23 protein-coding genes and 1 pseudogene are annotated in these 23,328 nt (G+C 58.6%); 8 read left to right on the top strand and 16 right to left on the bottom strand.

Annotated elements, in window-relative coordinates; genetic code table 11:
* Positions 1–64: 64 nt before the first annotated feature.
* Together NTD81_RS03760 and NTD81_RS03755 are read right to left on the bottom strand one after the other, a co-directional pair.
* Positions 65–1,204 (bottom strand): acyl-CoA dehydrogenase family protein, encoded by a 1,140-nt coding sequence (locus tag NTD81_RS03760; protein WP_262179847.1) that lies wholly within the window; start codon positions 1,202–1,204, stop codon positions 65–67.
* A gap of 172 nt (positions 1,205–1,376) precedes the next feature.
* Positions 1,377–2,105: an amidotransferase gene (locus NTD81_RS03755; RefSeq protein ID WP_262179548.1), complete on the bottom strand. Its 729-nt coding sequence runs from the start codon at positions 2,103–2,105 to the stop codon at positions 1,377–1,379.
* Between the two features lie 219 nt (positions 2,106–2,324).
* On the opposite strand from NTD81_RS03755, the gene NTD81_RS03750 reads away from it, so the two are divergent.
* Both NTD81_RS03750 and ptrC read left to right on the top strand, forming a co-directional pair.
* Positions 2,325–2,486 (top strand): hypothetical protein, encoded by a 162-nt coding sequence (locus NTD81_RS03750; RefSeq protein WP_262179546.1) that lies wholly within the window; start codon positions 2,325–2,327, stop codon positions 2,484–2,486.
* Between the two features lie 18 nt (positions 2,487–2,504).
* Positions 2,505–2,705: a type III secretion system co-regulatory protein PtrC gene (ptrC, locus tag NTD81_RS03745; RefSeq protein WP_262179545.1), complete on the top strand. Its 201-nt coding sequence runs from the start codon at positions 2,505–2,507 to the stop codon at positions 2,703–2,705.
* 264 nt (positions 2,706–2,969) lie between these two features.
* Here ptrC and NTD81_RS03740 read toward each other — a convergent pair whose 3' ends face one another.
* Complete coding sequence (locus NTD81_RS03740; RefSeq protein ID WP_262179543.1) at positions 2,970–3,833, bottom strand: LysR family transcriptional regulator; 864 nt, start codon at positions 3,831–3,833, stop codon at positions 2,970–2,972.
* Positions 3,834–4,373: 540 nt separating this feature from the next.
* On the opposite strand from NTD81_RS03740, the gene NTD81_RS03735 reads away from it, so the two are divergent.
* The 3 genes from NTD81_RS03735 to NTD81_RS03725 all read left to right on the top strand — a co-directional run bounded on the left by NTD81_RS03735 (position 4,374) and on the right by NTD81_RS03725 (position 6,221).
* Entirely contained in the window at positions 4,374–5,264 is an 891-nt protein-coding gene (locus NTD81_RS03735) for a pirin family protein (protein WP_262179541.1), read from the top strand.
* Positions 5,265–5,378: 114 nt separating this feature from the next.
* On the top strand, positions 5,379–5,789 hold the full coding sequence (locus NTD81_RS03730) for a DoxX family protein (protein WP_262179539.1): 411 nt from the start codon (positions 5,379–5,381) through the stop codon (positions 5,787–5,789).
* A 15-nt stretch (positions 5,790–5,804) separates the two neighbouring features.
* A complete protein-coding gene (locus NTD81_RS03725) occupies positions 5,805–6,221 on the top strand; it encodes a YybH family protein (protein ID WP_262179537.1) in 417 nt (138 codons plus the stop codon).
* Between the two features lie 181 nt (positions 6,222–6,402).
* Here NTD81_RS03725 and NTD81_RS03720 read toward each other — a convergent pair whose 3' ends face one another.
* Positions 6,403–7,584: an MFS transporter gene (locus NTD81_RS03720; protein WP_262179535.1), complete on the bottom strand. Its 1,182-nt coding sequence runs from the start codon at positions 7,582–7,584 to the stop codon at positions 6,403–6,405.
* Positions 7,585–7,726: 142 nt separating this feature from the next.
* Here NTD81_RS03720 and NTD81_RS03715 point away from each other — a divergent pair, with 142 nt between their 5' ends.
* Positions 7,727–8,563 carry a helix-turn-helix transcriptional regulator gene (locus NTD81_RS03715; RefSeq protein WP_262179533.1) on the top strand — a complete coding sequence of 279 codons (837 nt, stop codon included), beginning with the start codon at positions 7,727–7,729 and terminating at the stop codon, positions 8,561–8,563.
* 60 nt (positions 8,564–8,623) lie between these two features.
* On the opposite strand, the pseudogene NTD81_RS21385 reads toward NTD81_RS03715, so the two are convergent.
* From NTD81_RS21385 to NTD81_RS03700, 4 genes and pseudogenes are all read right to left on the bottom strand, one after another.
* Positions 8,624–8,711 (bottom strand): annotated as a pseudogene (locus tag NTD81_RS21385) (hypothetical protein); the annotation flags it as partial.
* 268 nt (positions 8,712–8,979) lie between these two features.
* A complete protein-coding gene (locus tag NTD81_RS03710) occupies positions 8,980–9,480 on the bottom strand; it encodes a DUF2165 domain-containing protein (RefSeq protein WP_262179531.1) in 501 nt (166 codons plus the stop codon).
* A 221-nt stretch (positions 9,481–9,701) separates the two neighbouring features.
* Entirely contained in the window at positions 9,702–11,846 is a 2,145-nt protein-coding gene (locus NTD81_RS03705) for a 3-hydroxyacyl-CoA dehydrogenase NAD-binding domain-containing protein (RefSeq protein ID WP_262179530.1), read from the bottom strand.
* A gap of 158 nt (positions 11,847–12,004) precedes the next feature.
* Positions 12,005–13,210: an acetyl-CoA C-acetyltransferase gene (locus tag NTD81_RS03700; protein WP_262179528.1), complete on the bottom strand. Its 1,206-nt coding sequence runs from the start codon at positions 13,208–13,210 to the stop codon at positions 12,005–12,007.
* Between the two features lie 667 nt (positions 13,211–13,877).
* On the opposite strand from NTD81_RS03700, the gene NTD81_RS03695 reads away from it, so the two are divergent.
* Together NTD81_RS03695 and NTD81_RS03690 are read left to right on the top strand one after the other, a co-directional pair.
* Entirely contained in the window at positions 13,878–14,237 is a 360-nt protein-coding gene (locus NTD81_RS03695) for a rhodanese-like domain-containing protein (RefSeq protein ID WP_262179526.1), read from the top strand.
* Positions 14,234–15,058: a c-type cytochrome gene (locus NTD81_RS03690; protein ID WP_410017111.1), complete on the top strand. Its 825-nt coding sequence runs from the start codon at positions 14,234–14,236 to the stop codon at positions 15,056–15,058. The genes NTD81_RS03695 and NTD81_RS03690 overlap by 4 nt, the downstream gene beginning before the upstream one ends.
* Before the next feature lie 23 nt (positions 15,059–15,081).
* Here NTD81_RS03690 and NTD81_RS03685 read toward each other — a convergent pair whose 3' ends face one another.
* The 8 genes from NTD81_RS03685 to NTD81_RS03650 all read right to left on the bottom strand — a co-directional run bounded on the left by NTD81_RS03685 (position 15,082) and on the right by NTD81_RS03650 (position 23,184).
* A complete protein-coding gene (locus tag NTD81_RS03685; RefSeq protein WP_262179525.1) occupies positions 15,082–15,681 on the bottom strand; it encodes a cysteine hydrolase family protein in 600 nt (199 codons plus the stop codon).
* Between the two features lie 111 nt (positions 15,682–15,792).
* Positions 15,793–16,590 carry a transglutaminase family protein gene (locus NTD81_RS03680; protein ID WP_262179524.1) on the bottom strand — a complete coding sequence of 266 codons (798 nt, stop codon included), beginning with the start codon at positions 16,588–16,590 and terminating at the stop codon, positions 15,793–15,795.
* A complete protein-coding gene (locus NTD81_RS03675; protein ID WP_262179522.1) occupies positions 16,587–17,537 on the bottom strand; it encodes an alpha-E domain-containing protein in 951 nt (316 codons plus the stop codon). The genes NTD81_RS03680 and NTD81_RS03675 overlap by 4 nt, the downstream gene beginning before the upstream one ends.
* A gap of 4 nt (positions 17,538–17,541) precedes the next feature.
* Positions 17,542–18,951, bottom strand: coding sequence for a circularly permuted type 2 ATP-grasp protein (locus tag NTD81_RS03670; protein ID WP_262179520.1), 1,410 nt, complete (start codon positions 18,949–18,951; stop codon positions 17,542–17,544).
* A 180-nt stretch (positions 18,952–19,131) separates the two neighbouring features.
* Positions 19,132–19,857, bottom strand: a complete 726-nt coding sequence (locus tag NTD81_RS03665) for a type 1 glutamine amidotransferase (protein ID WP_262179518.1) — start codon at positions 19,855–19,857, stop codon at positions 19,132–19,134.
* Between the two features lie 123 nt (positions 19,858–19,980).
* Complete coding sequence (locus tag NTD81_RS03660; RefSeq protein WP_262179517.1) at positions 19,981–20,316, bottom strand: ribonuclease E inhibitor RraB; 336 nt, start codon at positions 20,314–20,316, stop codon at positions 19,981–19,983.
* A gap of 470 nt (positions 20,317–20,786) precedes the next feature.
* A complete protein-coding gene (locus NTD81_RS03655; RefSeq protein WP_262179515.1) occupies positions 20,787–21,716 on the bottom strand; it encodes an alpha/beta hydrolase in 930 nt (309 codons plus the stop codon).
* Positions 21,700–23,184, bottom strand: a complete 1,485-nt coding sequence (locus NTD81_RS03650) for a flavin-containing monooxygenase (protein ID WP_262179513.1) — start codon at positions 23,182–23,184, stop codon at positions 21,700–21,702. The genes NTD81_RS03655 and NTD81_RS03650 overlap by 17 nt, the downstream gene beginning before the upstream one ends.
* Positions 23,185–23,328: the final 144 nt, after the last annotated feature.

The following is a 23,328-nucleotide window of genomic DNA, read 5'->3' as shown; positions in this document are numbered from 1 at the left end:
GACCGGTAAACCGCACCATCGGGGTGATGCTGTCGGCAGTACACGGCGCTAAGCGATCACAGCCTTAGAGCTTCATGCCACGGCTGATGATCTCTTTCATAATTTCCGAGGTGCCGGCGAAGATCCGCTGAATCCGCGCATTCGCGTACATCTTGCAGATCGGGTACTCCCACATATAACCCCAGCCGCCGTGTAGCTGCACGCCTTCATCGACCACCCGGCCGAGCAGCTCAGTGGTGAATAACTTGGCTTCGGCGGCCACCTCCGGAGTGAGTTTTTTCTCGTTGTGATCCTGCACGCAGCGATCAACAAACACCTGCGCCACATCGATCTCGGTGCGCATTTGCGCGAGCTTGAAGCGGGTGTTTTGGAAGTGGCCGATGGGCCGGCCAAAGGCCTTGCGCTCACGCACATAATCGATGGTGGTTTGCAGCGCGGCCTCGGCCCCAGCGACAGCACCGCAGGCGTTGGTCAGGCGCTCTTGGGCAAGCATATTCATCAGGTAGAAGAAGCCGCCCTTGGCATCGCCGAGCACATTGCTTTTCGGCACTTTGACGTTGTTGAAAAACAGCTCGGAGGTGTCCTGACTCTTCATCCCCAGCTTCTCAAGCTTTTGCCCGCGTTCAAAACCAGGCATATCGCGCTCAACCAAAAACAAGCCCATGGCGTGCTTGTTGGCCGGGTCAGTCTTGGCCGCGACTATCACCACATCGGCCAGATGGCCGTTGGAAATAAACACCTTGGAGCCATTGAGCAGGTAATGATCATCCTGCTCCACGGCCGTGGTGCGCATGCCGGCCAAATCTGAACCGGCACTGGGCTCAGTCATGGCCACCGCCAGAATCAGCTCGCCGCTGATAATCCCCGGCAGCAGCCGGGCTTTTTGCTCAGCGTTGCCATATTCAGCGATATAGGGCCCACACAGCGCCGAGTGCAGCGGCAACATAAAGCCAGACTCGTTAATCTTGGCCAACTCCTCGCACATGATCTGCTCGTAGCGGAAGTCCTTAAGCCCTGCACCGCCATACTGCTCATCCGCCCACGGCAGTAGAAAACCCATGCTGCCGGCCTTACGCCAGACCTCCCGGCTGACCACACCATCGCGCTCCCATTGCGCCTGATGGGGCAGCACCTCTTTGTGCAGAAAACTACTGAAGGCGTCACGGAACAGTTGATGCTCAGTGTCGAAGATCGTCCGGTGCATGGCAGTACGTCCTTGGCTGGAATCGACCCGCAGGTTAGGCCCGGGCATGCACCAGCCTCAATGACCCATGCGCTCGCCGCAATTGACCCAATCAGTCATCGGCCGCTGCAATGCAAACACCCCGCCGAGCATGCTGGGCGGGGTGTCGATAGGGCTTAAAAGTTGGCTCTGGCTAGTGGGCCAATCCACTGCGCCCCTGCGCCACAAAACGCATTATCCATTCCGCTACGATGAGGCCTTGGTGAGCCTGGTGCAGGCTATCCACCGCCTTGCTGTAGGCCGGCTCGCCAATATGTTGCTGACGGGCATCGAGTAAGGCCTTGGAATAGCTCGGCTCAAACTCAGGGTGCCCCTGGAAGCACAGAACCTGATCACCGATGTAGTAAGAGGCAATCGGGCAGAACTCACTGCGCGCCAGCAGGGTGGCGTTATCCGGCAGTTTGGTCACTTGGTCCTGATGACTGATCAGCAAGGTCAGATCAGACAGCTCCGGGCTCAGCCAAGCGGGCTTGTTGGCTAATTCATAGTGATGAATACCCACGCCCCAGCCCTTAGCGGCACGCTCGGTATGACCACCGAGAAGCAAAGCCAAAAGCTGATGGCCAAAACATACGCCGAGCAGCTTCTCACCGCGCTGGTACAGCTCCAGCAGATAGGCTTTGAGGTTTTGAATCCACAGCTCGGGACCAAAGGAATCGGCTTTGCTGCCGGTCACAAGATAGGCATCGTAACGTTCGCTGGCCGGCGGATAGTCACCTTGCATGACGTTGTACTTTTTGAACTCGGCGGCAATCGGCTGACGGGCAAACAAGCGCTGGAACATTTGCCCATAGCTGTCGTACTGATCAACCAGTTCGGGGCGAAGTACATCAGTTTCCAGGATGCATATCTGCAACGGCATAACGGCGGTTACCTCTGGCGCAAGGTGCGGGGGAATATGGGGGCAGCGTGCCTGCTTGAGCCCTGCAAGGCAAGCGACAAAGCGCCATGTTGAGCGACCGCTGGTCAATATCAGTGAGCTTGATAGTCACCATAAGCCCCTTTCACTTCTGTAAGACAGCTGACGGGCAGAGTATTTGGTCAACGGGCACTGCGCCCTTGCTCACAGAGGAACTCAATCATGACTAATTTCGCTTTTATCGCCAGCCTTGCCACCGCCTCCACCTACTACACCAACAGCCACTACAACTACGCGCCCAGCAGCTCCAGCAAAGCGGCACAAACGCCAACTCTGCAAGTGCAAAACGCTAGCCTGAAAAACCCTGAACCATCGAGCAAATAAGCCTCAAGGAGAATCGCCATGAGTCTCAAGCAGTTATTGAGCCAAGCGAATGTCTACGGCGTCACCCACGCCACGGCGGCTCCAGCAGGGCTGCAGTTTGAGTCGGAGGCGGCTATCCACCTCAATGACGGCAGCGTCGCCACTGTGTCGATCCCGACCCAAGCCGGCGAACGCAACGCTATTGAGCAATTCGTCAAACGCTGTCACCTGAACCACTGAGCGTATTAGCGACAAACTTATTCTGTTTAAGCAGTACAACAGAATAAGTTTGTCGCTGCCCTCGCCAGGTAGCCGCCAAGCAGTGCCCCTAAAGCTTGGGACCCAGACTCCAAGCGCGGCTTAGCATGCACTCATGCCCACTACCTCTATTATCTAGCCTGGCCGTACAAACGGTGCCTGCGCCGCGAGCCGAACGCCCGTGCAAACAGGCGCGTTAATCCAAGCCCGCTCTAGCCGCTCGATCAACACGCGCAGCAGCCACTCTTATCCAAAGTATTCGATCAAGAGCTCAGTGAGCACTCGCACCTTGCGTGCGGGGTGCTGGCCCGGTGGACGTACCACGTAGATACCGCCATCGGGAAAGCTGTAATTGCGTAAAACCGGTACCAGCGCCCCCGAAGCCAAATGCTCCGTAATCAGAAAGTCCGGCAATGCCGCGATGCCCAATCCGGCCAAGGCGGCCACCGTCAGCGCCACGCCGTTATCCGCCTTAAAACGGCCCTGGGGATGCACATGGATAACCTTAGTGCCATCGAACAGCGGCCATGCTTCCGTACCTTGCATCAGCACTTGATGGGTCAACAGCTCTTCGGGGGTCTCTGGGTTGCCATGCTGGCGGATGTACTCCGGGCTGGCGACATAGTTGCCCCCTAGCGGGGCGATGCGCCGCGCGATCAAGTTGGAATCGGCCAAGGAGCCGACTCGCACCGCGCAATCAAAGCCTTTGGCAACGATATCAACGATGCCATCGCCATAGGACACATGCACCTGGAGCTGCGGATGGCGGCGCGCTAACTCGGCGAAGACCGGCGCCAGATGGGTAGAACCAAAGGACAGCGGCGCGGCAATGCGCATCCGTCCGCGCAGGTCACCATCGGGCAAAATGGCCTCCCGGGCGCTGTCGATCTCAGCGCAGGCCCGTGCCGCATGGTCGCGAAACGTCACGCCAGCCTCAGTCAGCGAGGCGCCGCGAGTATTGCGGGCCAGCAACTGCACCTCAAGCTCAGCCTCCAGGCGCATCAGCCTGCGACTCACAATCGACTTAGACACCCCAAGCCTGCGGGCGGCGGGCGATACACCGCCAGCATCAGCGACAGCGACAAATGTCTGCAAATCCTCAATATTCATTGTTGGCGTTCCACATTCTGCGACACAGCAAGACATTTCCTGACGCTATCACAGCAGATTGCGCAACGGTAATCTGTATTTGCCTGAGGTTTCAAAACACTGATTCGATCAGTTACGCAAAGAGTCCAAGCAATGGCGTAACGGGTATAGGAAAGCTTGCTGAGATTGCTAGTTCTTTTAGTAACTACCAGCAATAAATGTTGGACAAAACCAAGCTCAATACAACCGTAGAGCCAATCAAAATAAACGCCGCACTTATTTTGCGCTGGCGCAGATTTTAATTAACTCAAGCTCCGGAAGTTTTTCTTATTGCAGCACTGGAGCTTAACTTCCTGCATCACCACGAAGACAGGCAGCAGCACTGCCAATAGCCCATCACCAGCAACACTCGATGGCTATTTAAATGACTTACAACCAAACATATTTGTCAGACAACGCTCAACCCAACACGCAAGTTTTGCTACATAACTGATTGGCGAGTGCAAGTCTGAATTTAAACAGGGTGTTGGCAAAATCACCCATAGATTAAGGAACAGCCTGATGACTATTCACTCCACCGCCCTGACTGCTAGACCCATTATCCATATCACCAAAGGGCTTAAACACGGTCCGATAACCCGGTTAATGAGTCCCTCTGATCTAGGGCAAATCGTTAAGCCCTTTGTCTTTTTGGATCTGTTTGATGTCAGTGGCCCATCTGTCCCGGCACTAAGCGGCATGCCGCTACACCCTCACTCGGGGCTGGCCACAGTAACGGTATTGGTCGACGGCGCGATGCGCTTTGACGTACCGGAGTCGGGCACTGGCACGATCAGCTACGGCGGCGTTGAGTGGCTTAAAGCAGGTGCCGGGGTTTGGCACGGCAAGGAAATGCTCGTCGAGAATGTGCCGCGCATTCGCGGCTTCCAACTGTGGCTGGCGTTACCGGCGGAACTTGAAAACAGCGAGCCGGAGAGCCAATACCTCGAAGCCAAATCGGTACCGCAAACTGGTCCTGCCCATCTCATCATTGGTCGTTATGCCAGTGTCAAAAGCCCCGTACCGGCACCGGAAGGCATCAACTATCTGTTGGTTACCTTAGCTCCCGGAGAACGTTGGAAATACCAACCGCCGCTTGGCCACAGTGTGGCTTGGCTCGCTCTGGCGCAGGGCACACTTGATGCGGGCACACCTGTGACAGCAGGACAGATGGCGGTTTTTGCCCCTGGCGAAGCCCCCATCGTTTTCGAAAACCGTGGCAAGGAGGCTGCCGTGTTTGTGCTCGGCTCAGCCGTGCCACATGCCTACCCACTGCACCTCGGCAGCTATTCAGTGCATACCTCGGCCCAAGCCCTTGAGCTAGGTGAACGCCGTATTGCTGAACTAGGCCGCACCCTGAGGGACGCGGGAGATCGGCGCACCCCTTCCGGAACCATTCCGGTATGGCGCTGATACATAGGCTTGGCGCAGAGCGTTTCGCTGCGCCAAGCCATTACGCCCTAAGCACAGCTCAACACCAGTCAATTCAATAACCAAACCATCAACTGTCAACTTGGAAGATCAATCATGACAACCCCACTCGCCTACCTCGCTCCACTGGGCCGCTTACTGATTGCCTACATGTTTATCCCTTCGGGATTTAGCAAGCTGCTCAACTTTAACCAGACCATTGGCTATATCGCCTCACAAAATCTTCCCTTCCCAACTTTAAGTGCGCTGGCAGCGATAATCATTGAGATATTTGTCACGTTCGCCTTCTTAGTTGGCTTTAAAACCAAATGGTCTGCATTGATCCTGGCGTTGTTCACCGTCGCCACAGCCGTGCTGTTCCACAACTACTGGGCCGTGCCGCAAGAAATGAAAATGCTCACATCGTTAATGTTCGATAAAAACATCGCGATCGCCGGCGGCCTGCTGTTAATTTTCGCCTCAGGTCCGGGCAAATACAGCATCGATGAATGGATTAAAAACAAATAAAGCGAGGTAGCAGCCATGCACCCGACACCTGGCGAATTGGTCAAGCGCTATGGCCTTCATTTAAAGAAGGCCAATCTAAGCGAAATCTTAGAGCTCTATACGACTGATGCTGAAATTATCCCCGATGGTTTAGCCAGCCTGGCTGGTACTGCCAATATCAGGCAGTTCTATGAGCACACCTTCGCCAGCATTGCTATTAACGGGGAGTTGCAGGTGCTGTCCGAGCAGGTCTATCAAGATGTCGCCGTGGTGCGCTGTGAAGAACCCGCCGACATCTTGGACAAAACCAGCGGTGCTGTGCTGAAAACCTATTTCCGCGAAGTGTTTATCTTGGAAAAAACGGCTGCGGATTGGAAAATTAAAACCTATATGTTTTCGCAAAACCCTGAGCAGAACGTGGTAGCTAAAGAGCCCCTTACACCTGCTCTGTAAGCGGCTCAAGCTGAGTCAAGGGCTATGACAGCAGGTTCACCACAGTCCTTGGTCACTCTGTTTCTGCGCCTGTTCGGCCGCGCTTGCATCGATAAGTACCACGCACTTAGCCTCTTCCCCCAAGGTGGGATTACCGCCCTGGGGGAAGAGACTAATGTTAAGCAGCCCCCGCCCACACGACTCAAGGTTTAACTTGGCTTGAGCGTTTACGCTTGAATAGACCACCCCATAGCACCAACGCCCCTAGCAGCGCCACTGCGCCTGCGACAACGGCTAATAGCCAGGCGCTACCGCCTTGCAACATATGCAAACCGCCCAAAGCGGCACCGATGGCGCTGCCCAGATAAAGCGCCGACTCATTTAATGCCAGCGCTACATGACCGTCGCCTTGCTGCGTTCGCGCATTAAGCAGCGCCTGGTTCTGTGGCACCTGAAGCGCCCAGCCCACCGCGCCCCATACCGCTATCGGGAGCATTAGCAACCAGGCGCCAAACTGTGCGGCCAGCGGCAGCAGGAGCAAAGACAGGCCCAGCAGCAACAAAATCCCCAGGGTGAGCTGCGAACCTGGGTAGCGGTCTACCAACGACCCAATCAGAAAACTGCCCAGCACACCACCAATGCCCCATACCCACAGATAAACCGCAACGGGCAACAGGCCGTGGCCCTGCTCTGCCAGTAATGGCGTGATAAAGGTGTACATGCCCAGGCTGGCCACGGCCGCCAGCAGAGATACCAGAAGGATCGAGAGCACCTGAACATCGCCCAGCAGCCGCAGCTTGCTGCGCAGTGACAGCACCTGAGTCGCCGCCAGCGCGGGCAAGCGCCAGGCAAGTCCCAGCCAAGCTAAGCCGCCCAGAATGGCGACCAACCAGATTGCCGCCGCCCAACCCAAGTGCTGTGCCAACAACAAACTCAGCGGTACGCCAATGACCGTACCACTGGCCATACCGCCCATGATTAGCGCGATGGCTTTACCTTGCTGATGACTACGACAAAGCCCGGCGGCGGCCGCCATGCCCATAGCCAGATACACGCCGGCCGCCACGCCAGCGACCGCACGAGTGAATAGCAGCCAGGCAAATGTGGGCGCCAGCGCACTGGCCAGATTGGCCAAGACGAACACCAGCAGTGCCATCAGCAATCCTTCACGCTGACGCTGCACCGGCAGCACAGCGACGATCAGCGGTGAGCCCAACCCGTAAGCCAGGGTGAATGCCGTCACCAATTGCGCCGCGAGCGCCAGTGACACGCTAAAGTCCCGCACGATCAAAGGCAGCAGACCGGCCGTGACATAGGAGGCCATCCCTAGGGCAAATGCCCCCAGAGCGATCAGGTAAACAGGGGTCCAGTTTGCACGCAACATCGCCAACTCCTTGTGCCCCTATGCCTGGCAACAGGCATTTAAACCAGGGCTGACTTCCTTGGGTTATTCAGCTGCATGCATTCTTGGCAAACTTTATAACTAGTACAATTTAACTGCTTATGCTGTTACTGGAGGTAATCGGATGACCGAGTCAACGCGCATGCAGCGTACCCGTCAGGAGCTCAGTGAATTCCTGCGCAGCCGTCGTGAGCGTCTTGACCCCGCCGCTGTAGGCTTGCCCTCGGGCGGTCGGCGGCGCACGCCGGGGTTGCGCCGCGAAGAAGTCGCAGCGCTGGCTGGCGTCGGCCTGACTTGGTACACCTGGCTGGAACAAGGCCGTGAGATCAGCGTTTCAGCGGACTTCCTCGACAGCTTGGCCCGCGTGCTCAAACTGGATGCCGCCGAACGCCGCTATCTTTACCTACTGACGCAGCAGCGCCCGCCGGCCACCCCAGGTAAAACCTGGTGCGTAGTGCCGCCCCTGATTCACCGCATGATGAGCGAGCTAAGCCAGCACCCCTGCTACGTGCTCAACTTGCGCTGGGATGTACTGGCCTGGAACACCGCCGCCGACCAGCTCTTCCACTTCTCTCACTGCGCCCCTGGTGAGCGCAATCTGCTGCGCTTGTTGTTTATCGACCCAGCCATGCAGACCCTGTTTGATCCATGGGCCGAGCAGGCGTTGCAGATGCTCTCGGAGTTTCGCCGCAGCTTCGTACGGGCAACCAAAGAGCCCGACATCACGGCACTGATCAAAGAGCTGGAAAAACTATCGCCTGACTTCAAAGCCGCCTGGCAGCAGCAAGACATCCATGGCCCCGGCAGCGAACTGCGCCAACTTAATATCCCTGGCCTTGGTCGGATTGGCTTCGAGCACACCCGCCTGACCATTGATGAAGACCGCCACCTACAGCTTATTTATTACGCGGCCCAGCAAGGTGATGGGGCTGCTGAACAGTTTGCTCAATGGTTGAAGTGATCATCACGACTGGCCATGCAGCAACCCTTCCAATACGGACTACCCAGCACGAAGTCCGACGCGGGCAACGAAATCTTGGATACCGCATTGGTTGGTAAACTGCAGCGGCGGTCCAAGCCGCGAAGCCAATGCCGAAAATCGAACCGATTTGGCGCTGGCCATCGACTTGATTACGCCCGCTGAATCGCTCTTAGCCTCTCAACGGAGGCAAAGCATTTGAGTGCGCTGCGGTTGTTCCTTAGCAGATGGATAAATCAACGCCTGTTGACTGTCCCCCGGCATACAAAACTGCGCCGGGGGACGTCTTCAGTACTCACCAGCTGATGCCTTGGCAGGCCACGGACAAACAGTGAGCAGGTGTTATTCCCCACGGTCAAAGAGGCGGCGTTATTCGCGCATTACGGCCTCGAGCCGCTTCACGGCCAACTGAGGTTGAATAAAAAGAACGCCAATACGCCCCAAACCGACAGCACCAGGTGGGTCAATTGCAGCCCTTCCTGACGAATCCAATAACCGAACCACAGGCCCGACAATAGCATCGCGAAAATAAAGCCTGAAAACGCGCTCAATGCCAGATTGAGCCAAGGCCGCGCGCTCAATAGGCCATCACCGGCGATCAAGTGGTAACTGCCCGTCCATGCCGCCAGAGCCGCCGCCAGTTGCAACACCAATAAAACGAGTAATGCCAGTTGATGCCAGCGTGGTGAAGCCACAGCACGCGCCAGCAAAGGAGTCTCGATGGCCGGGCTCTCGCGCAAGCGCACCATGGCCATGGTTGCTCCCACCGCCCCTACCGAGCTGCGAAAGGCCTGTAGGTTGTTAACCAGCGCAATGCTCAGCCATAAACTGAGGCCAATGGCCTGCACCGCGAGGAACACATTCAGCGAATGGTTCAATGCCAATGTCTCTACCGTCATGCAAACCTCCCTATTTGTTTGAAGAGAAACCTCGGCCAGCGCTAACACAAGGCAACCCTTGCCTCATTGAGCGAAAGCGTGAATTGAAAAACATACGCCTCGATAAACAGATCGAGAGAATTGAAAAAGCTAACCATCACGATAACCAAAAGTAATTGTGCAAATAAAAACCGGCCCACTAGGGGCCGGTTTTTTAGTGCAGCTGGCTCAGTTCAGTCGCTTCAGAAGTTCTGCTTCTTCGCCGCCTTTTCCAGCAACAGGGCCGGGGGCAGGAAGCGTTCGCCGTATTGCTCGGCCAGGTACTGGGCGCGGGCGACGAAGTCCTGGATGCCGTATTGGTTGATAAACTGCAGCGCGCCGCCGGTCCACGCGGCGAAACCGATGCCGAAGATCGAGCCGATGTTGGCGTCGGCCACCGACTTGAGCACGCCCTCCTCCACGCAGCGCACGGTCTCGATGGCCTGGATAAACAGGATGCGATCACGTACGTCTTCCTGGGAGATTTGCGCATCGGCCTGCTCAAAACGCGCCTTCAACTCGGGCCACAGGTGCTTTTTGCCGCCAGCCGGATAGTCATAGAAGCCGCCGCCGGCCGCTTTACCTGGGCGCTTGTACTCATTGAGCATCAGGTCGATCACCGCATAGGCCGGGTGGTCGGGGATCTGTTTGCCTTCAGCGGCCAAGTCCTTGATGGTTTGTTTGCGGATGTGATCCATCAGGCTCATCGACACTTCATCGCTGATCGCCAGCGGCCCCACCGGCATCCCGGCTTTGCGCGCCTCGTTTTCGATCAACGCAGCGGACACGCCCTCGCCCAACATGGCCAAGCCTTCGTTGGTAAAGGTGCCGAACACCCGCGAGGTGAAGAAGCCGCGACTGTCGTTGACCACGATCGGGGTCTTCTTGATTTGCATGACGTAGTCGAAGCCGCGAGCCAAGGTTTCATCGCTGGTGTTGGCACCTTTGATGATTTCCACCAGGGGCATCTTGTCGACCGGGCTGAAGAAGTGCAGGCCGATAAATTTGTCCTGCTTCTGCACCGCCGTGGCCAAACCAGTGATCGGTAAGGTCGAGGTATTCGAGGCGATCACCGCATCGCTCAGCGCAGTGGCCTCAGCGGCGGCAGTGACCTTGGCTTTCAGCTCACGGTCTTCAAACACCGCTTCGATAATCAAATCGCAGCCGGCGAAGTCGGCTTCTTTATCGGTTGCAGTAATACGTGCCAGCACCGCGTCGCGTTTCTCCGCGCTCATATGGCCACGGCCGACCTTTTTCTCCAGCAGCTTGGCCGAATAGCTTTTGCCTTTTTCCGCCGCCTCCAGCGACACATCCTTGAGCACCACCTCAATGCCGGCAGCCGCAGACACATAGGCGATACCGGCGCCCATCATGCCGGCACCGAGCACGCCGACCTTCTTGGTCACGTAGGGTGCGAAACCTTGCGGGCGCGAGCCGCCAGCGTTGATTTCATTGAGTTGGAACCAGAAGGTGCCAATCATGTTCTTCGCCACCTGGCCGGTGGCAAGCTCGGTGAAATAGCGGGCCTCGATGATCTGCGCGGTGTCGAAGTCGACCTGGGCGCCTTCCACGGCGGCGCACATAATCTTCTCCGGTGCCGGGAAACAGCCCTTGGTTTTATCGCGCAGCACGCTCGGAGCGATGGCCAGCATCTGCGCCACGCTAGGCGTCGACGGCGTGCCGCCGGGGATCTTATAGCCCTTCACATCCCAAGGCTGTACAGCGGTCGGGTTGGCTGCAATCCAGGCGCGGGCCTTGGCCAGCATATCGTCGGCATCAGTGGCCAACTCATGGACCAAGCCGGCTTTGAGCGCCGCATCAGGTCGTACCTTTTTCCCTTCGGCCAAATACGGCAGGGATTTTTCCAGGCCGAGCAGCCGGACCATGCGCACCACACCGCCGCCACCGGGCAGCAAGCCCAGGGTCACTTCCGGCAGGCCAAGCTGCACGCTGGGATTGTCCAGGACAATACGATGATGGCAGGCCAGGGCAATCTCCCAGCCGCCGCCCAAGGCTGCCCCGTTGATCGCGGCCACTACGGGCTTACCCAAGGTCTCCAAGCGGCGCAGCTGGCCCTTGAGCTCAAGGATCATCTGGTAGAAGTTTTGCGCGTCGGCCTTGGTGACTTTAATCAGCTCACCCAAGTCGCCGCCGGCAAAGAAGGTCTTTTTCGCTGAGGTCAGGATGACCCCGACGATGCTGTCTTTCTCGGCTTCCAAGCGCGCCACCGTGGCGGCCATGGCCGCACGGTAGGTGGCGTTCATGGTGTTGGCGCTTTGCCCGGGCATATCCATGGTCAGCACGACAATATTGTCCTGACCTTTTTCATAACGGATGGCGTCAGTCATTTTTCATTCCTCAGTTTCGAGGAGCGATTCAGCCGCGTCGCGAGCGAAGGTCTGGCTAGGCGGAATTTGGCGAAGAAGCGCAGTTTGCTGTAGCAAATGAGCATTCTGAGCCAGATTCCAACAACGCCAGGCCGAGCGCAGCAGCGGCTGGACGCTCATCAGATACGTTCGATGATGGTGGCAATACCCATGCCGCCGCCCACACACAGGGTGGCCAGGCCGTAACGCAGCTGACGCTGCTCCAGCTCATCCAGCAAGGTGCCAAGAATGGCGCAACCCGTAGCGCCCAGCGGGTGGCCCATGGCGATGGAGCCGCCGTTGACGTTGACCTTGTCCTCGCTCACGCCCATGTCCTGCATAAACTTCATCACCACCGAGGCAAAGGCTTCGTTGACCTCGAACAGATCGATGTCCTCGACGCTCAGCCCAGCCTTGGCCAGCGCCTTACGGGTGGCCGGCGCGGGGCCGGTGAGCATGATGGTCGGATCGGTACTGGTCACCGCGGTGGCGACGATGCGCGCGCGCGCCTTCAAGCCCAGCTCCTGACCTTTAGCGGCAGAGCCGATCAGCATCAGGGCCGAACCATCGACGATGCCCGAGCTATTGCCCGGAGTGTGCACGTGGTTGATTTGCTCAACATGGCTGTAGACCTGTAGCGCTGTGCTGTCGAAGCCCATCTGGCCCATCATCTCGAAGCTCGGCTTGAGCTTGCCGAGGCCTTCAAGGGTGCTGTCGCCACGGATAAATTCATCGTGATCGAGCAGCACGATGCCGTTCTGATCGGTCACCGGCACCAGGGATTTTTTAAAGCTGCCGGTTTGGCTCGCCCGCGCCGCTTTTTGCTGAGAACGCAGGGCAAAGTTGTCGACATCGCTGCGGCTAAAGCCTTCCAGGGTGGCGATCAGATCAGCGCCAATCCCTTGCGGTGTGAAGTGACTGTGCATGTTGGTGGCCGGGTCCATGACCCAAGCGCCGCCGTCCGAGCCCATAGGCACACGCGACATCGACTCAACGCCGCCGACCACGACGAGATCCTCAAACCCGGAGCGCACCTTCATCGCCCCCAGGTTGACGGCCTCCAGGCCCGAGGCGCAGAAGCGATTGAGCTGCACGCCGGCGACGCTGACATCCCAATCCGCGACCATGGCCGCGGTTTTGGCGATATCCGCGCCTTGGTCGCCCACCGGCGTCACGCAGCCCAGGACGATATCGTCGACCTGACTGGTATCGAGGTTATTGCGCGCTTGCAGGGCTTTAAGCAGCCCGGCGACTAGGTCCACCGGTTTAACGCTGTACAGCGCTCCGTCTTTCTTGCCCTTGCCGCGGGGGGTGCGCACCGCATCGAAAATAAATGCTTCGGTCATGGCGTCCTCAGACTTGCAGTGTGTAGGTGCAACCTTGGCCACACCTGTTCTTGTTAGGTGGATCAACCATACGCCGCCGGCAAATTGGCTCAATGACCGAAGTGCTCAGGGCTATTGACTGGTCAGCTCAGACCAACGGCGCCTATCGGCTGTTGGCCAGGATTAGGGCTCTAGCTTCAGGGTTGCCTGACCATCGACCAGCGCTGCTCATAACCACAGTGCTTAAAAGCGCTATATCGATGTAATCAAGGCGTCTATGGAATTGCCCAGAACCCCCTAGAGTTCAGATTGACCCTATGCACATTAGGGTCATGCAGTCGGTGCCGTCGCTGGGTTCTGCCGGGACGGCTTGGATGCTCAACAGGAGGCAAGGCGTCGCTGCCGTTACGGGCGAGTTCTTGCCGCAAAAAACAATTAGGCCAACCGCCATGTTTATTCCAAGGAAGATGCGCCAGGCCGGCGCGATTGTCGTGGTGACGACGTTGATCTTGATCCTCCCCAACCTGAACTCCATGATCAATTGAATGGCCCATCAGACTGTCCTACCCGCGCCGCGCCATGCGCGGATAGCGGCAGTTAGGTTGCCCTTGCACAGTCTGGTCTTGTGAGACTTGCGCAACCTTGGCAGCGACCGCTAGGGTGACGGCTTTAACCGTCGGAGCCGACCATGCGTGCCCTATTGCTTAGCCTGTTTTGCTTAGTCAGCCAGCCCTTGTGGGCCGGGGAAAATGAACTGAGCGCTGCCGTAGTGACCCTGCAAGCCCCTGAAACCGTATTGATCGATGTGCGCAGCGCCGAAGAGTTCGCCGCCGGCGCCCTGCCCGGCGCAGAGCATATCGATTACCAAGAGATCGGCAGCCAGATCGCCGCCCTGGTGCCGGATAAAGACACCCCCATCGTCCTTTATTGCCGCAGCGGTCGCCGCTCCGGGATCGCCGAACAAAGCCTGCGCGAACTGGGCTACCGCAACCTGATCAATGCCGGTGGGTATGAAGAATTAAAAGCGGCTCTGGAGTCGCAAGATTGAAGCGGCTGTCCCGCTTACTCTTCTTAGCCCTCTGTGCATGCACCACGGCCCTGCATGGAGCCGAGCTGCAGATCGACCGCGACGGCCATCAACGCCGCTTAAGCAGCGCACAATTGCTAGCTGATGCCCATACGCAAGGCATCACCATCAACCTTGATGTCAGCTACCAGCGGCCCATGCATTACCGCGCCATCGCCATGAAGCAGTTGCTACCGGGACTGAGCCAGGACGACCACCTGCAACTGATCGCCAGCGACGGTTTTGTCGCTGAGCTGCCAGCGGCATTGCTGCTCAACGACAAAGGCAGCCAAGCCTGGTTGGCCATAGAAGACCCGGCCAAGCCTTGGCCGGGTTTAGGTAAAGCGGCGGATAAAGCCAGCGCCGGGCCGTTTTATCTGGTTTGGCAAAACCCTGAGGCGGCGCAGATTGGCCCCGAGCAGTGGCCATTTCGCGTGGTTGCGATCCGCCAACTGGCGCCACTGGCGCAACGTTTCAAACAACTGCTGCCCGCCGCGGATGCCAGCGCAGCGGTACAAGCCGGCTTTGCCCACTTCAGCAAAACCTGCCTGGCTTGCCACCGTTTAAATGGCGAGGGGGATGCGCAGTTGGGCCCGGATTTAAATATTCCCTACAGCCCTACTGAGTATTTCAACGGCGACTTTCTTGCCCGTTATATCCGCGACCCGCAAAGCCTGCGGCGCTGGCCGCAAAGCAAGATGCCCGCGATTAGCCAGGCAGTCTTGTCTGACGCGCAACTGGCGGAATTGATCGACTACCTGCGCCATATGGCCGGACGTAAAGTCCAGCCCCAGGCCCGATAAAGCGTCGTCCTAAACCAGAGGTTTCAGTCAGGAATATCGCTGGGCTGCGCCACCACCACGGCGAAGATGTCCCCCAGCATGGCCAACGCGGCGCGCTGCAATTGCGCCGCTGGCACCTCCTCGCCCTCGATCCCCGGCAGTGCGCGAGTGGCCGTAGCACTGCCGACCACCGTTACCCCATAACCCAAGCTGAAGGCCCCACGGGCGGTGGAGTTGATGCAGACGTGGGTCATAAAGCCGACGATCACCAACTGCTTCACCCCGGCGCTGGTCAGGTGCTTGTGCAGGTCGGTACCGACAAAAGAGTTGGGATAGTGCTTCACCACGACAGTTTCGCCGGCAATAGGCGCGACCTTAGCGGCAATAGCGCCGATTTCAGCGCTGATGTCATAGGGCGAGCCAGGCCCAGCATCATGCTGAATATGAAGCACCGGGATGCCCGCCGCGCGCGCTCGCGCCAGCAAGAGCTGGCATTGATCCAACGCCGCCTCGACACCTTCCAGCGCCATCACGCCGTGGCGATAGGTATTCTGCGCATCGACAATAATCAGCGCTGACTCGCTTAAGGGTGCCGGGGCAGCAGGCAAACCCGATAACTGACGTAACGTGACCAAAGCACTCATAGCCTCACCTCCGGGATGGTTTATGCAAAGGCCTTGATCTTCGCTCAATTTAGCTGAATGGCCATGGCTCATTAGTCGTAAAACCCTGCGCCCTTGGCCCAGCCCCGGGATTTACTGTTGCTGGGCCTTAAACACCGGCGCCACATCCACCCGTGCGTGCATCTGCTCGCTGCCGCCGCCCATGCGCATGCCACGCACCGGGCAGGCATCGAGATAATCCAGGCCTACCGCCAGTTTGAGGTGGCGCTCAGGCTTGGCCAGGCAGTTGGTCACGTCGAAGCTGTACCAAGCGTCGTCCAGCCACGCTTCGGCCCAGGCATGGCTGGCCAGATGCTCGTCGCTGTCGGCAAACAGATAGCCCGATACATAGCGCGCCGGCACCCCTAAGCTGCGCGCACAGGCCAAGAAGGCATGGGTGTGGTCCTGGCACACGCCCTTGCCGCCAGAGAACGCCTGCGCCGCGCTGGTATCCACCTGGGTGGCGCCGGGCTGGTAGCTGATATGGGCGTTGAGCGCGTGCATTAAATCAATCAGAGCGTTGCGGTCCTGGCGGTTCTTGCTCTGTAACCGGGCAAACTCGCGCAGCGCCTCGTCGGCCTCGGTCAGCCGGGTAAAGCGCAGAAATGGCAGCGGCGACTGGCTCTCGTGCTCGGCTTCACTGCGTTCATCGATCTCGACCTGGCCTTGGGCACCGATGACGATGGCTTCGTGGGGCTCGTCCAAGGTCAGCACATGCAGAATGTTGCCGTAAGGGTCGAGCTGGGACCGCACCGGTCGCGGCAAATTCAGCTGCCAGTTGAGCACCTGCTGACGCTCACTGTCGTGGGGAGTCATGCGCAGGTACTGAATGCTGCTGCGCACCTGATCTTCATAGCGATAGGTTGTGGCGTGGCTAATGGACAGTTTCATGCGACCTCCAGATAGGAGCTTTGGATGGCCTGGCCGAGTTCGCGGACCAGTAAAATCATATCGGTGAGCCAGGCATGCAGGCCCTCCTCCAGTACCTCATCAATGCTGGTGTAGTGCAGCCGTGCTTGCAGCTCGGCGCCCAAACGCTGGGCGGCGCGGCCGTTGTCGCCGGGCAAGCTGCGCAAAATCTGACTCAGCTCGTCGATGCAGGCCCGCAGCGAGCGCGGCACTTCGGCGCGCAGCAACAGCAGCTCGGAGACTTTACGGGTGCCGGGCGAGCCGCGATAAATCTCGGCAAAAGCCTCAAACGACGACAACGCCCGCAGCAATGCGGTCCACTGGTAATAGCTGCGCGCCGGGCGGCCATCGGTTTCGTCGATGTCTTCACCGAGCATTTCATAGCGCGCATCGAGCAAGCGCAGGGTGTTGTCGGCGCGCTCGATAAAGGTGCCAAGGCGGATAAAGCGATAGGGATCGCCGCGCATGATGGTGCCGAAGGTGGCTCCCCGGAACAGGTGCGAACGCTCCTTGACCCACTCGCAGAAACGGCTGATGCCGTAGCGGCTCAGGCCCATTTCGGCGATGCCGCGAATTTCCAGCCACGTGGCGTTGATGTTCTCCCACATGTCGGCGGTGATGCGCCCGCGCACGGCATGGGCGTTGGTGCGCGCCGCCTGCAGGCAGCAATAGATGCTCGCCGGGTTGCTCGCATCGAGGGCAAAAAAGTGCAGCATGCGCTCGGCATGCAGCGGCCCGTGGCGCTCTTGGTAATCCTCCAGGGTGCCGGTGATCAGCAGCGGCAAGGCCAGTTCTTCCAGGCCATCGCCACGGCCGTCTTGCGGCATCAGCGACAGCGAATAGCTGACATCGAGCATGCGCGCGAGGTTTTCCGCACGCTCCAGGTAGCGCGACATCCAGTACAGATCGGCAGCAGTTCTTGAAAGCATGGCCTTAGTCCTCCACGACCCAGGTGTCTTTGGTACCACCGCCTTGGGATGAGTTGACCACCAGCGAGCCTTCGCGCAGCGCCACGCGGGTCAGGCCGCCGGGGACGATGCGGGTTTCCTTGCCAGACAGCACAAACGGCCGCAGGTCGATATGCCGGGGCGCGATGCCGCTATCGACGAAGGTTGGGCAGGTCGACAGGCAAAGGGTCGGCTGGGCGATATAGGCTTCGGGCTTGGCGATTAAGCGGGCACGGAAATTTTCGATCTCCGCTTTAGTCGCGGCCGGACCGACCAACATGCCATAGCCGCCAGAGCCTTGGGTTTCCTTGACCACCAGCTGCGGCAGATTGGCCAGCACATGGGATAGGTCGGCGGGTTTGCGACACTGCCAGGTCGGCACGTTTTTCAGGATCGGTTCTTCATCCAGATAAAAACGAATCATGTCGCCGACATAGGGGTAAATCGATTTGTCGTCGGCCACGCCAGTGCCGATGGCATTGGCCAGCACCACATTGCCGCTGCGGTAAGTCGACAGCAGACCGGGTACGCCGAGCATGGAGTCGGGGTTAAACGCCAGCGGATCGAGGAAGGCATCGTCCAGACGGCGATAGACCACATCCACTTGTTTGGCCCCGGCCGTGGTGCGCATAAACAGCTTGTCGTCACGCACAAACAGGTCAGCCCCTTCCACCAGCTCCACGCCCATCTCACGGGCGAGAAAGGCATGCTCGAAATAGGCGCTGTTAAAGCGTCCTGGGGTTAACACCACCACGTTGGGGTTATCCAGCGGGCTGGAGGTTTTCAGGGTGTCGAGCAGCAAATTGGGGTAGTGATCAATCGGCGCGATGCGCTGCGCGGCAAACAGTTCGGGGAACAGGCGCATCATCATCTTGCGGTCTTCGAGCATATAGCTCACGCCGCTGGGGGTGCGCAGGTTGTCTTCAAGAACGTAGTAGCTACCGTCGCCGTCGCGCACCAGATCGACGCCAGCGATATGGGCGTAGAGGTTGCCATGCAGGTTGAGCCCCTGCATGGCGATCTGATAACCCTCGTTGGCCAGCACCTGTTCGGCTGGAATGATCCCGGCCTTGATAATGCGCTGCTCGTGGTAGAGGTCGGCGAGAAACATATTCAGCGCCTGCACACGCTGGATGCAGCCACGTTCGACGATGCGCCACTCACTGGCGGGGATGCTGCGCGGAATGATGTCGAAAGGGATCAGGCGCTCAGTGCCTTGATCGTCACCGTATAAGGTGAAGGTAATCCCGGCGCGGTGGAACAGCAGGTCGGCTTCCCGACGGCGCTGGGCCAAAAGCTCCTCTGGCGTGTCCGCCAACCAACGGGCAAAAGCTTGGTAATGCGGACGTATGGCGCCGCTGGCGTCGTACATCTCATCGTAAAAAGTGCGGGGCATAACGCGCTCCTTGTCACCCGGACATGGAGTCGGTATTGCAAAGCCCGCGCCAGCAAGACTAGTTATTATTTTTCAATAACTTAGATAATAAACAAGAAGCCTTTGCACCAAAATAGCGCAGCATCTGCTCGCACTCGGCGGGCCGCGGCTCATTTTATGGCGACCCCTATGAAGAAGCGCTTATGGCAAAGCCGGGCTGCTTAAGCCCGCCAGCCCCAGCCAGCGCCGGTAAAAGCCGGCGGCCAGCTGATTGAGCGCGGCCATTTTGGAGCTGACTTCAGCCAACATCTGCGCCTTGCTTTGTTGGCTCGGCTGGCTGGCGTCGAGCATCTTCGACGCGTCGCTCAGCCACCAGCGCAACAAGGCTTCATCCATTTCCGGGTGGCCTTGCAGGGCCAGTACCTTATCGCCCCAGCTAAAGCCCTGCTGCGCGCACCAGCGACTGCTTAGCAATGCTTGGGCGCCGTCGGGCAAGGCGAAGCTGTCGCCATGCCACTGAAAAATGCTGAAGTCGGCCGGCACATGGGTCAGCCAAGGGCTGGGCGCAGCTTGATCCAGGCGCCGCATGCTCTGCCAGCCACTTTCGTTGTAGCCCATTGCCGACACTTCAGCGCCCAAGGCCTTGGCCAGCAGTTGCCCACCTAAGCAGTGGCCAATCAGCGGCACGTCGCGCTTAAGCAAGTGCCTGAGGGCATCCAGCTCAGCGCGCAACCACGGCAGCGGGTCATTGACGCTCATCGGCCCACCCATGATGGCCACGGCCTTGGGCCGATCCAAATCGACTGCGCTCAGCTCGCCCTGATCGACGCGCAGCACTTGATAAGCCAAGCCCAAGCGCTGCAGCACGGTGCCCAGATGGGCCGGTGGGCAGTAGTCGCTGTGGCAAAAAATCAGAATATCGCTCATAGATCGCCGATCCTGGGCAGTCAGCGCCAGGGCAAAGGTTAACTTAAAGGGAGGATCAAGCAGTCTTACGCAGGGCAGTAGCAACATCGGCCAGCAGCCAACTGGCCGATGTCTGAGGCAACGCTAGAGGGTCTTAACCTCTTGGGTAACGCCCCAACCATCCAGCTTACCGCCGAGGGGTAACACGACTGACTCTAAGTCTTGCTCGAAGTCATCAATGCCATCGCTGGTGGCAAACATCACCTTACTCACTTGCAGGTGCCAGACCCCATCTTCACGTTCACTGACCTGGGCATGCAGCGACTCACCTTGAAAACTGCCCTTGGCCGCACGCGCCCGTTCTTCATCGGGGAAGATCGCGTAAAACTCAATGGGGTGAAAACTGGCAAAGTCAAAACCGCCCTCTTTCATACGTCGAAAAACACCGTTAGCGACGTCATCTTGCATGGCTGTGCTCATACTGTGACCTCCTCAGGCGATAGACATAAGACGCACCAAAACACAGGCGTGCAGCCCGCTGGCACGATCTGAACAGCACTTACCTATTGCCACCGCCAGCTTCAGCGGTGTTACGACCCAAGCAACTGGGCACCTAAGAATCAAGCGCAAGCACCTGATGTGACAGGGTCATTACTGGAACCCATCCATCCAGTAACCACCTACAGACAAATAACGCCGGGCTATCCATAACCTTGCGGCACCGACGTTAGTGCCAGACTAGCCGCTCTGGCGAGGATTTGCTTGACTGTTACAGCACATTCACCCTGATCGCAGCACCCTGAAACACTTATGGCATTGCAGCAAAACGGCCAAAACTGCGCTAAACGCCCTGCCCTAGGGCTGATCGGCAAGCCATAAGCCAGGCCACAGGCTCATTATTTTGGCCGATACACGGTAGTGCAATCCGTCTGCCCTCACCTGCAACCGAGCTAAGCATCATGCGCGCGGATAAACCGGGCGGCATCTGCTAAGGCCCTGTCGGCCACCTTGAGCACACCAGCATGGGCCTGGAACACATGCCACATGCCAACGTAGCGCTGCAATTGCACCGCCACTCCAGCGTCATGGGCCTTGGCCGCCAAACGCAGGCTGTCGTTGCGCAGCGACTCATCCTCGCCGACCTGAATCAGCATGGCTGGCAAGCCGCTCAGCTCGGCGTAGAGCGGCGATAAGCCGGGATCGTCGTGGGCCAGTTCCGGCGGGCAATAGAGGCGAATCGCCTGCTCCATCCACGCGGGATGCAACAGCGGATCGCCCGCCTCGGGGTCATGCAGCTGCGCGCCGGTAAAATCAGTGACGGGCGAAAACAGCAGCAGCGCCCGAGGCAGCGGCAAGCCTTGCGCCCGCAGCTGTAAGGTGGTGATCAGGCTGAGATTGCCACCGGCAGAATCGCCACCAACAACGATTTGCTCAGGCCGATAGCCTTGCTCAAGCAAGGCCTGATAAGCCGCCACGGCATCATCGCGCGCCGCCGGATAGGGATGCTCCGGGGCCAAGCGGTAATCCAGGGCGCACACATCCAGCTGCGCCCGCTTGGCCAAGTTCGCGCAAATACTGCGGTGGGTATTGGGGGCGCCAATCAAATAGGCGCCGCCATGCAAATACAGCAGCGCCCGGCCTTGGCTGGCTTGAGCCCGATGCCACTCACAAGGCCGCCCAGCCAATTGGCCATGGCTGCGCGTAACCCCCGCAGGCCGATGGCTGATCAGCGTCAGTGAGCGCAGCAGCACACGCTGTACCGGCACTGGGGTGGGCGGGCTGATCAAGCCGCGAAACAGCACGCGCAAAGCGCCACGCAAGATCTTGCGCAGCACAGCTTGCTCCGTCCCAAGGCTGATCTGTTCAACGTACCCAGTCATAGTCACTATCCTGTGGTTGGCGGGTTTGCAGGCGGTAGCTAAAGGTATAACCCGGCCAGTTATTGGTGTTTTTACCGCTGGCAGTCTTATACCAACTGCTGCAGCCCTGGGCCCAGATGGTGTGCTCGACCTGCTCTTGCAAACGCTGGTTAAAGCGCTGTTGCAATGCAGGTTTGACGTCCATATAGCGCCAGCCCTGCTGATCCAACCGCTGCACGCAGCGCAGCACATAGCGCATCTGGCTTTCCAGCATATAGATAATCGAGTTGTGGCCCAGATTGGTGTTGGGCCCATAGAGCATAAAGAAATTGGGAAAACCACTGACGCTGATGCCCTTATACGCCTCGGCGCCGGCTTGCCACTGCTGGGCCAACTGCTGACCGTTAAGCCCCGTCACCTCGATGCCGGCGAGAAACTTAGTGGCGGCAAAGCCGGTGCCGTAGATCAGCACATCGCACGGATGCTCCTGCCCATCCTGGGTATGAATAGCGTGCGCACTGACGCGGCTGATGGCCTGATTGATCACCTGCACGTTGGCTTGGGCCAGGGCTGGCAAGTAATCGTTGCTGATCAGAATGCGCTTGCAGCCCATGGGGTAATCCGGACGCAACTTGGCCCGCAGCTGCGGCGACTGAATGGCTTGGCGCAGATGCCGCTCAAACTCCCAGGCCATGGGTTTCATCAGCCACGGCAAGCTAATAAAGGCCAGGCCACGGCTTTCATGATGCAGATAGAGCAGCCCGCGCAGCAGTTTCTGCAGCCACGGCATGCGCTGCATGAGGCGCTGTTCCCAAGCTTTATAGGGACGGTCCGGCTTGCTCAGCACATAGGCTGCCGAGCGTTGGAACAACAGCAACTGGCCCACTTGCGGCTGGATCTGCGGCACAAATTGAATCGCCGAGGCGCCCGTGCCGATCACCGCGACGCGCTTGCCAGCCAGCTCGACATCGTGGCGCCAGCGCGCCGAGTGAAAGCTCGGCCCGGCAAACTCGCTAACACCTGGCAGGCGCGGATAGGCCGGTTGATTAAGCTGGCCGCAGGCGCTGATCAACACCCGGCACAGCAGTTGCCGGCCATCGACCAGTTGAACCTGCCACAGCCCCGTCTGCGCAGCGAACCGTGCGTGGCTAACCTTGGCGTTGCAGCGAATGCGTGAGCCGAGCTGGTACTTGGCGATGCAGTGCTGGCTGTATTGATGGATCTGCGCCTGCGGGGCAAAGCGGCGTTGCCAGTCGTGCTTGGGCTCGAAGGAAAACGAGTAGAGAAAGGACGGCACATCACAGGCCGCCCCCGGATAATGGTTATCGCGCCAGGTGCCGCCGGGCTCGGCGGCTTGTTCGAGCAGAAGAAAATCGGTGATGCCGGCCTGTTGCAGTTGAATCGCCATGCCGATGCCGGCAAAGCCACTGCCGATAATCAGCAGTGCATAACGCTCAGGCTGCGCATCACGCTGGGGGTCGTTATGCATTGTTGTGCCCAGTGATTAGCAATCACGGACGATGCTACTTGGCCTGCGCCCATAACGGCACGGCCTATACGGCCAAATATTGGCCTTTTTTTGCCCTTTATGCAGAAACCTTATGGCGCTTGGGTCGGGCTTCAGCCATCGCAA

The organism is Pseudomonas sp. 5P_3.1_Bac2 (assembly GCF_025465995.1).
GTDB lineage: Bacteria > Pseudomonadota > Gammaproteobacteria > Pseudomonadales > Pseudomonadaceae > Aquipseudomonas.
This window is presented reverse-complemented; position numbering and strand designations above follow the sequence as displayed.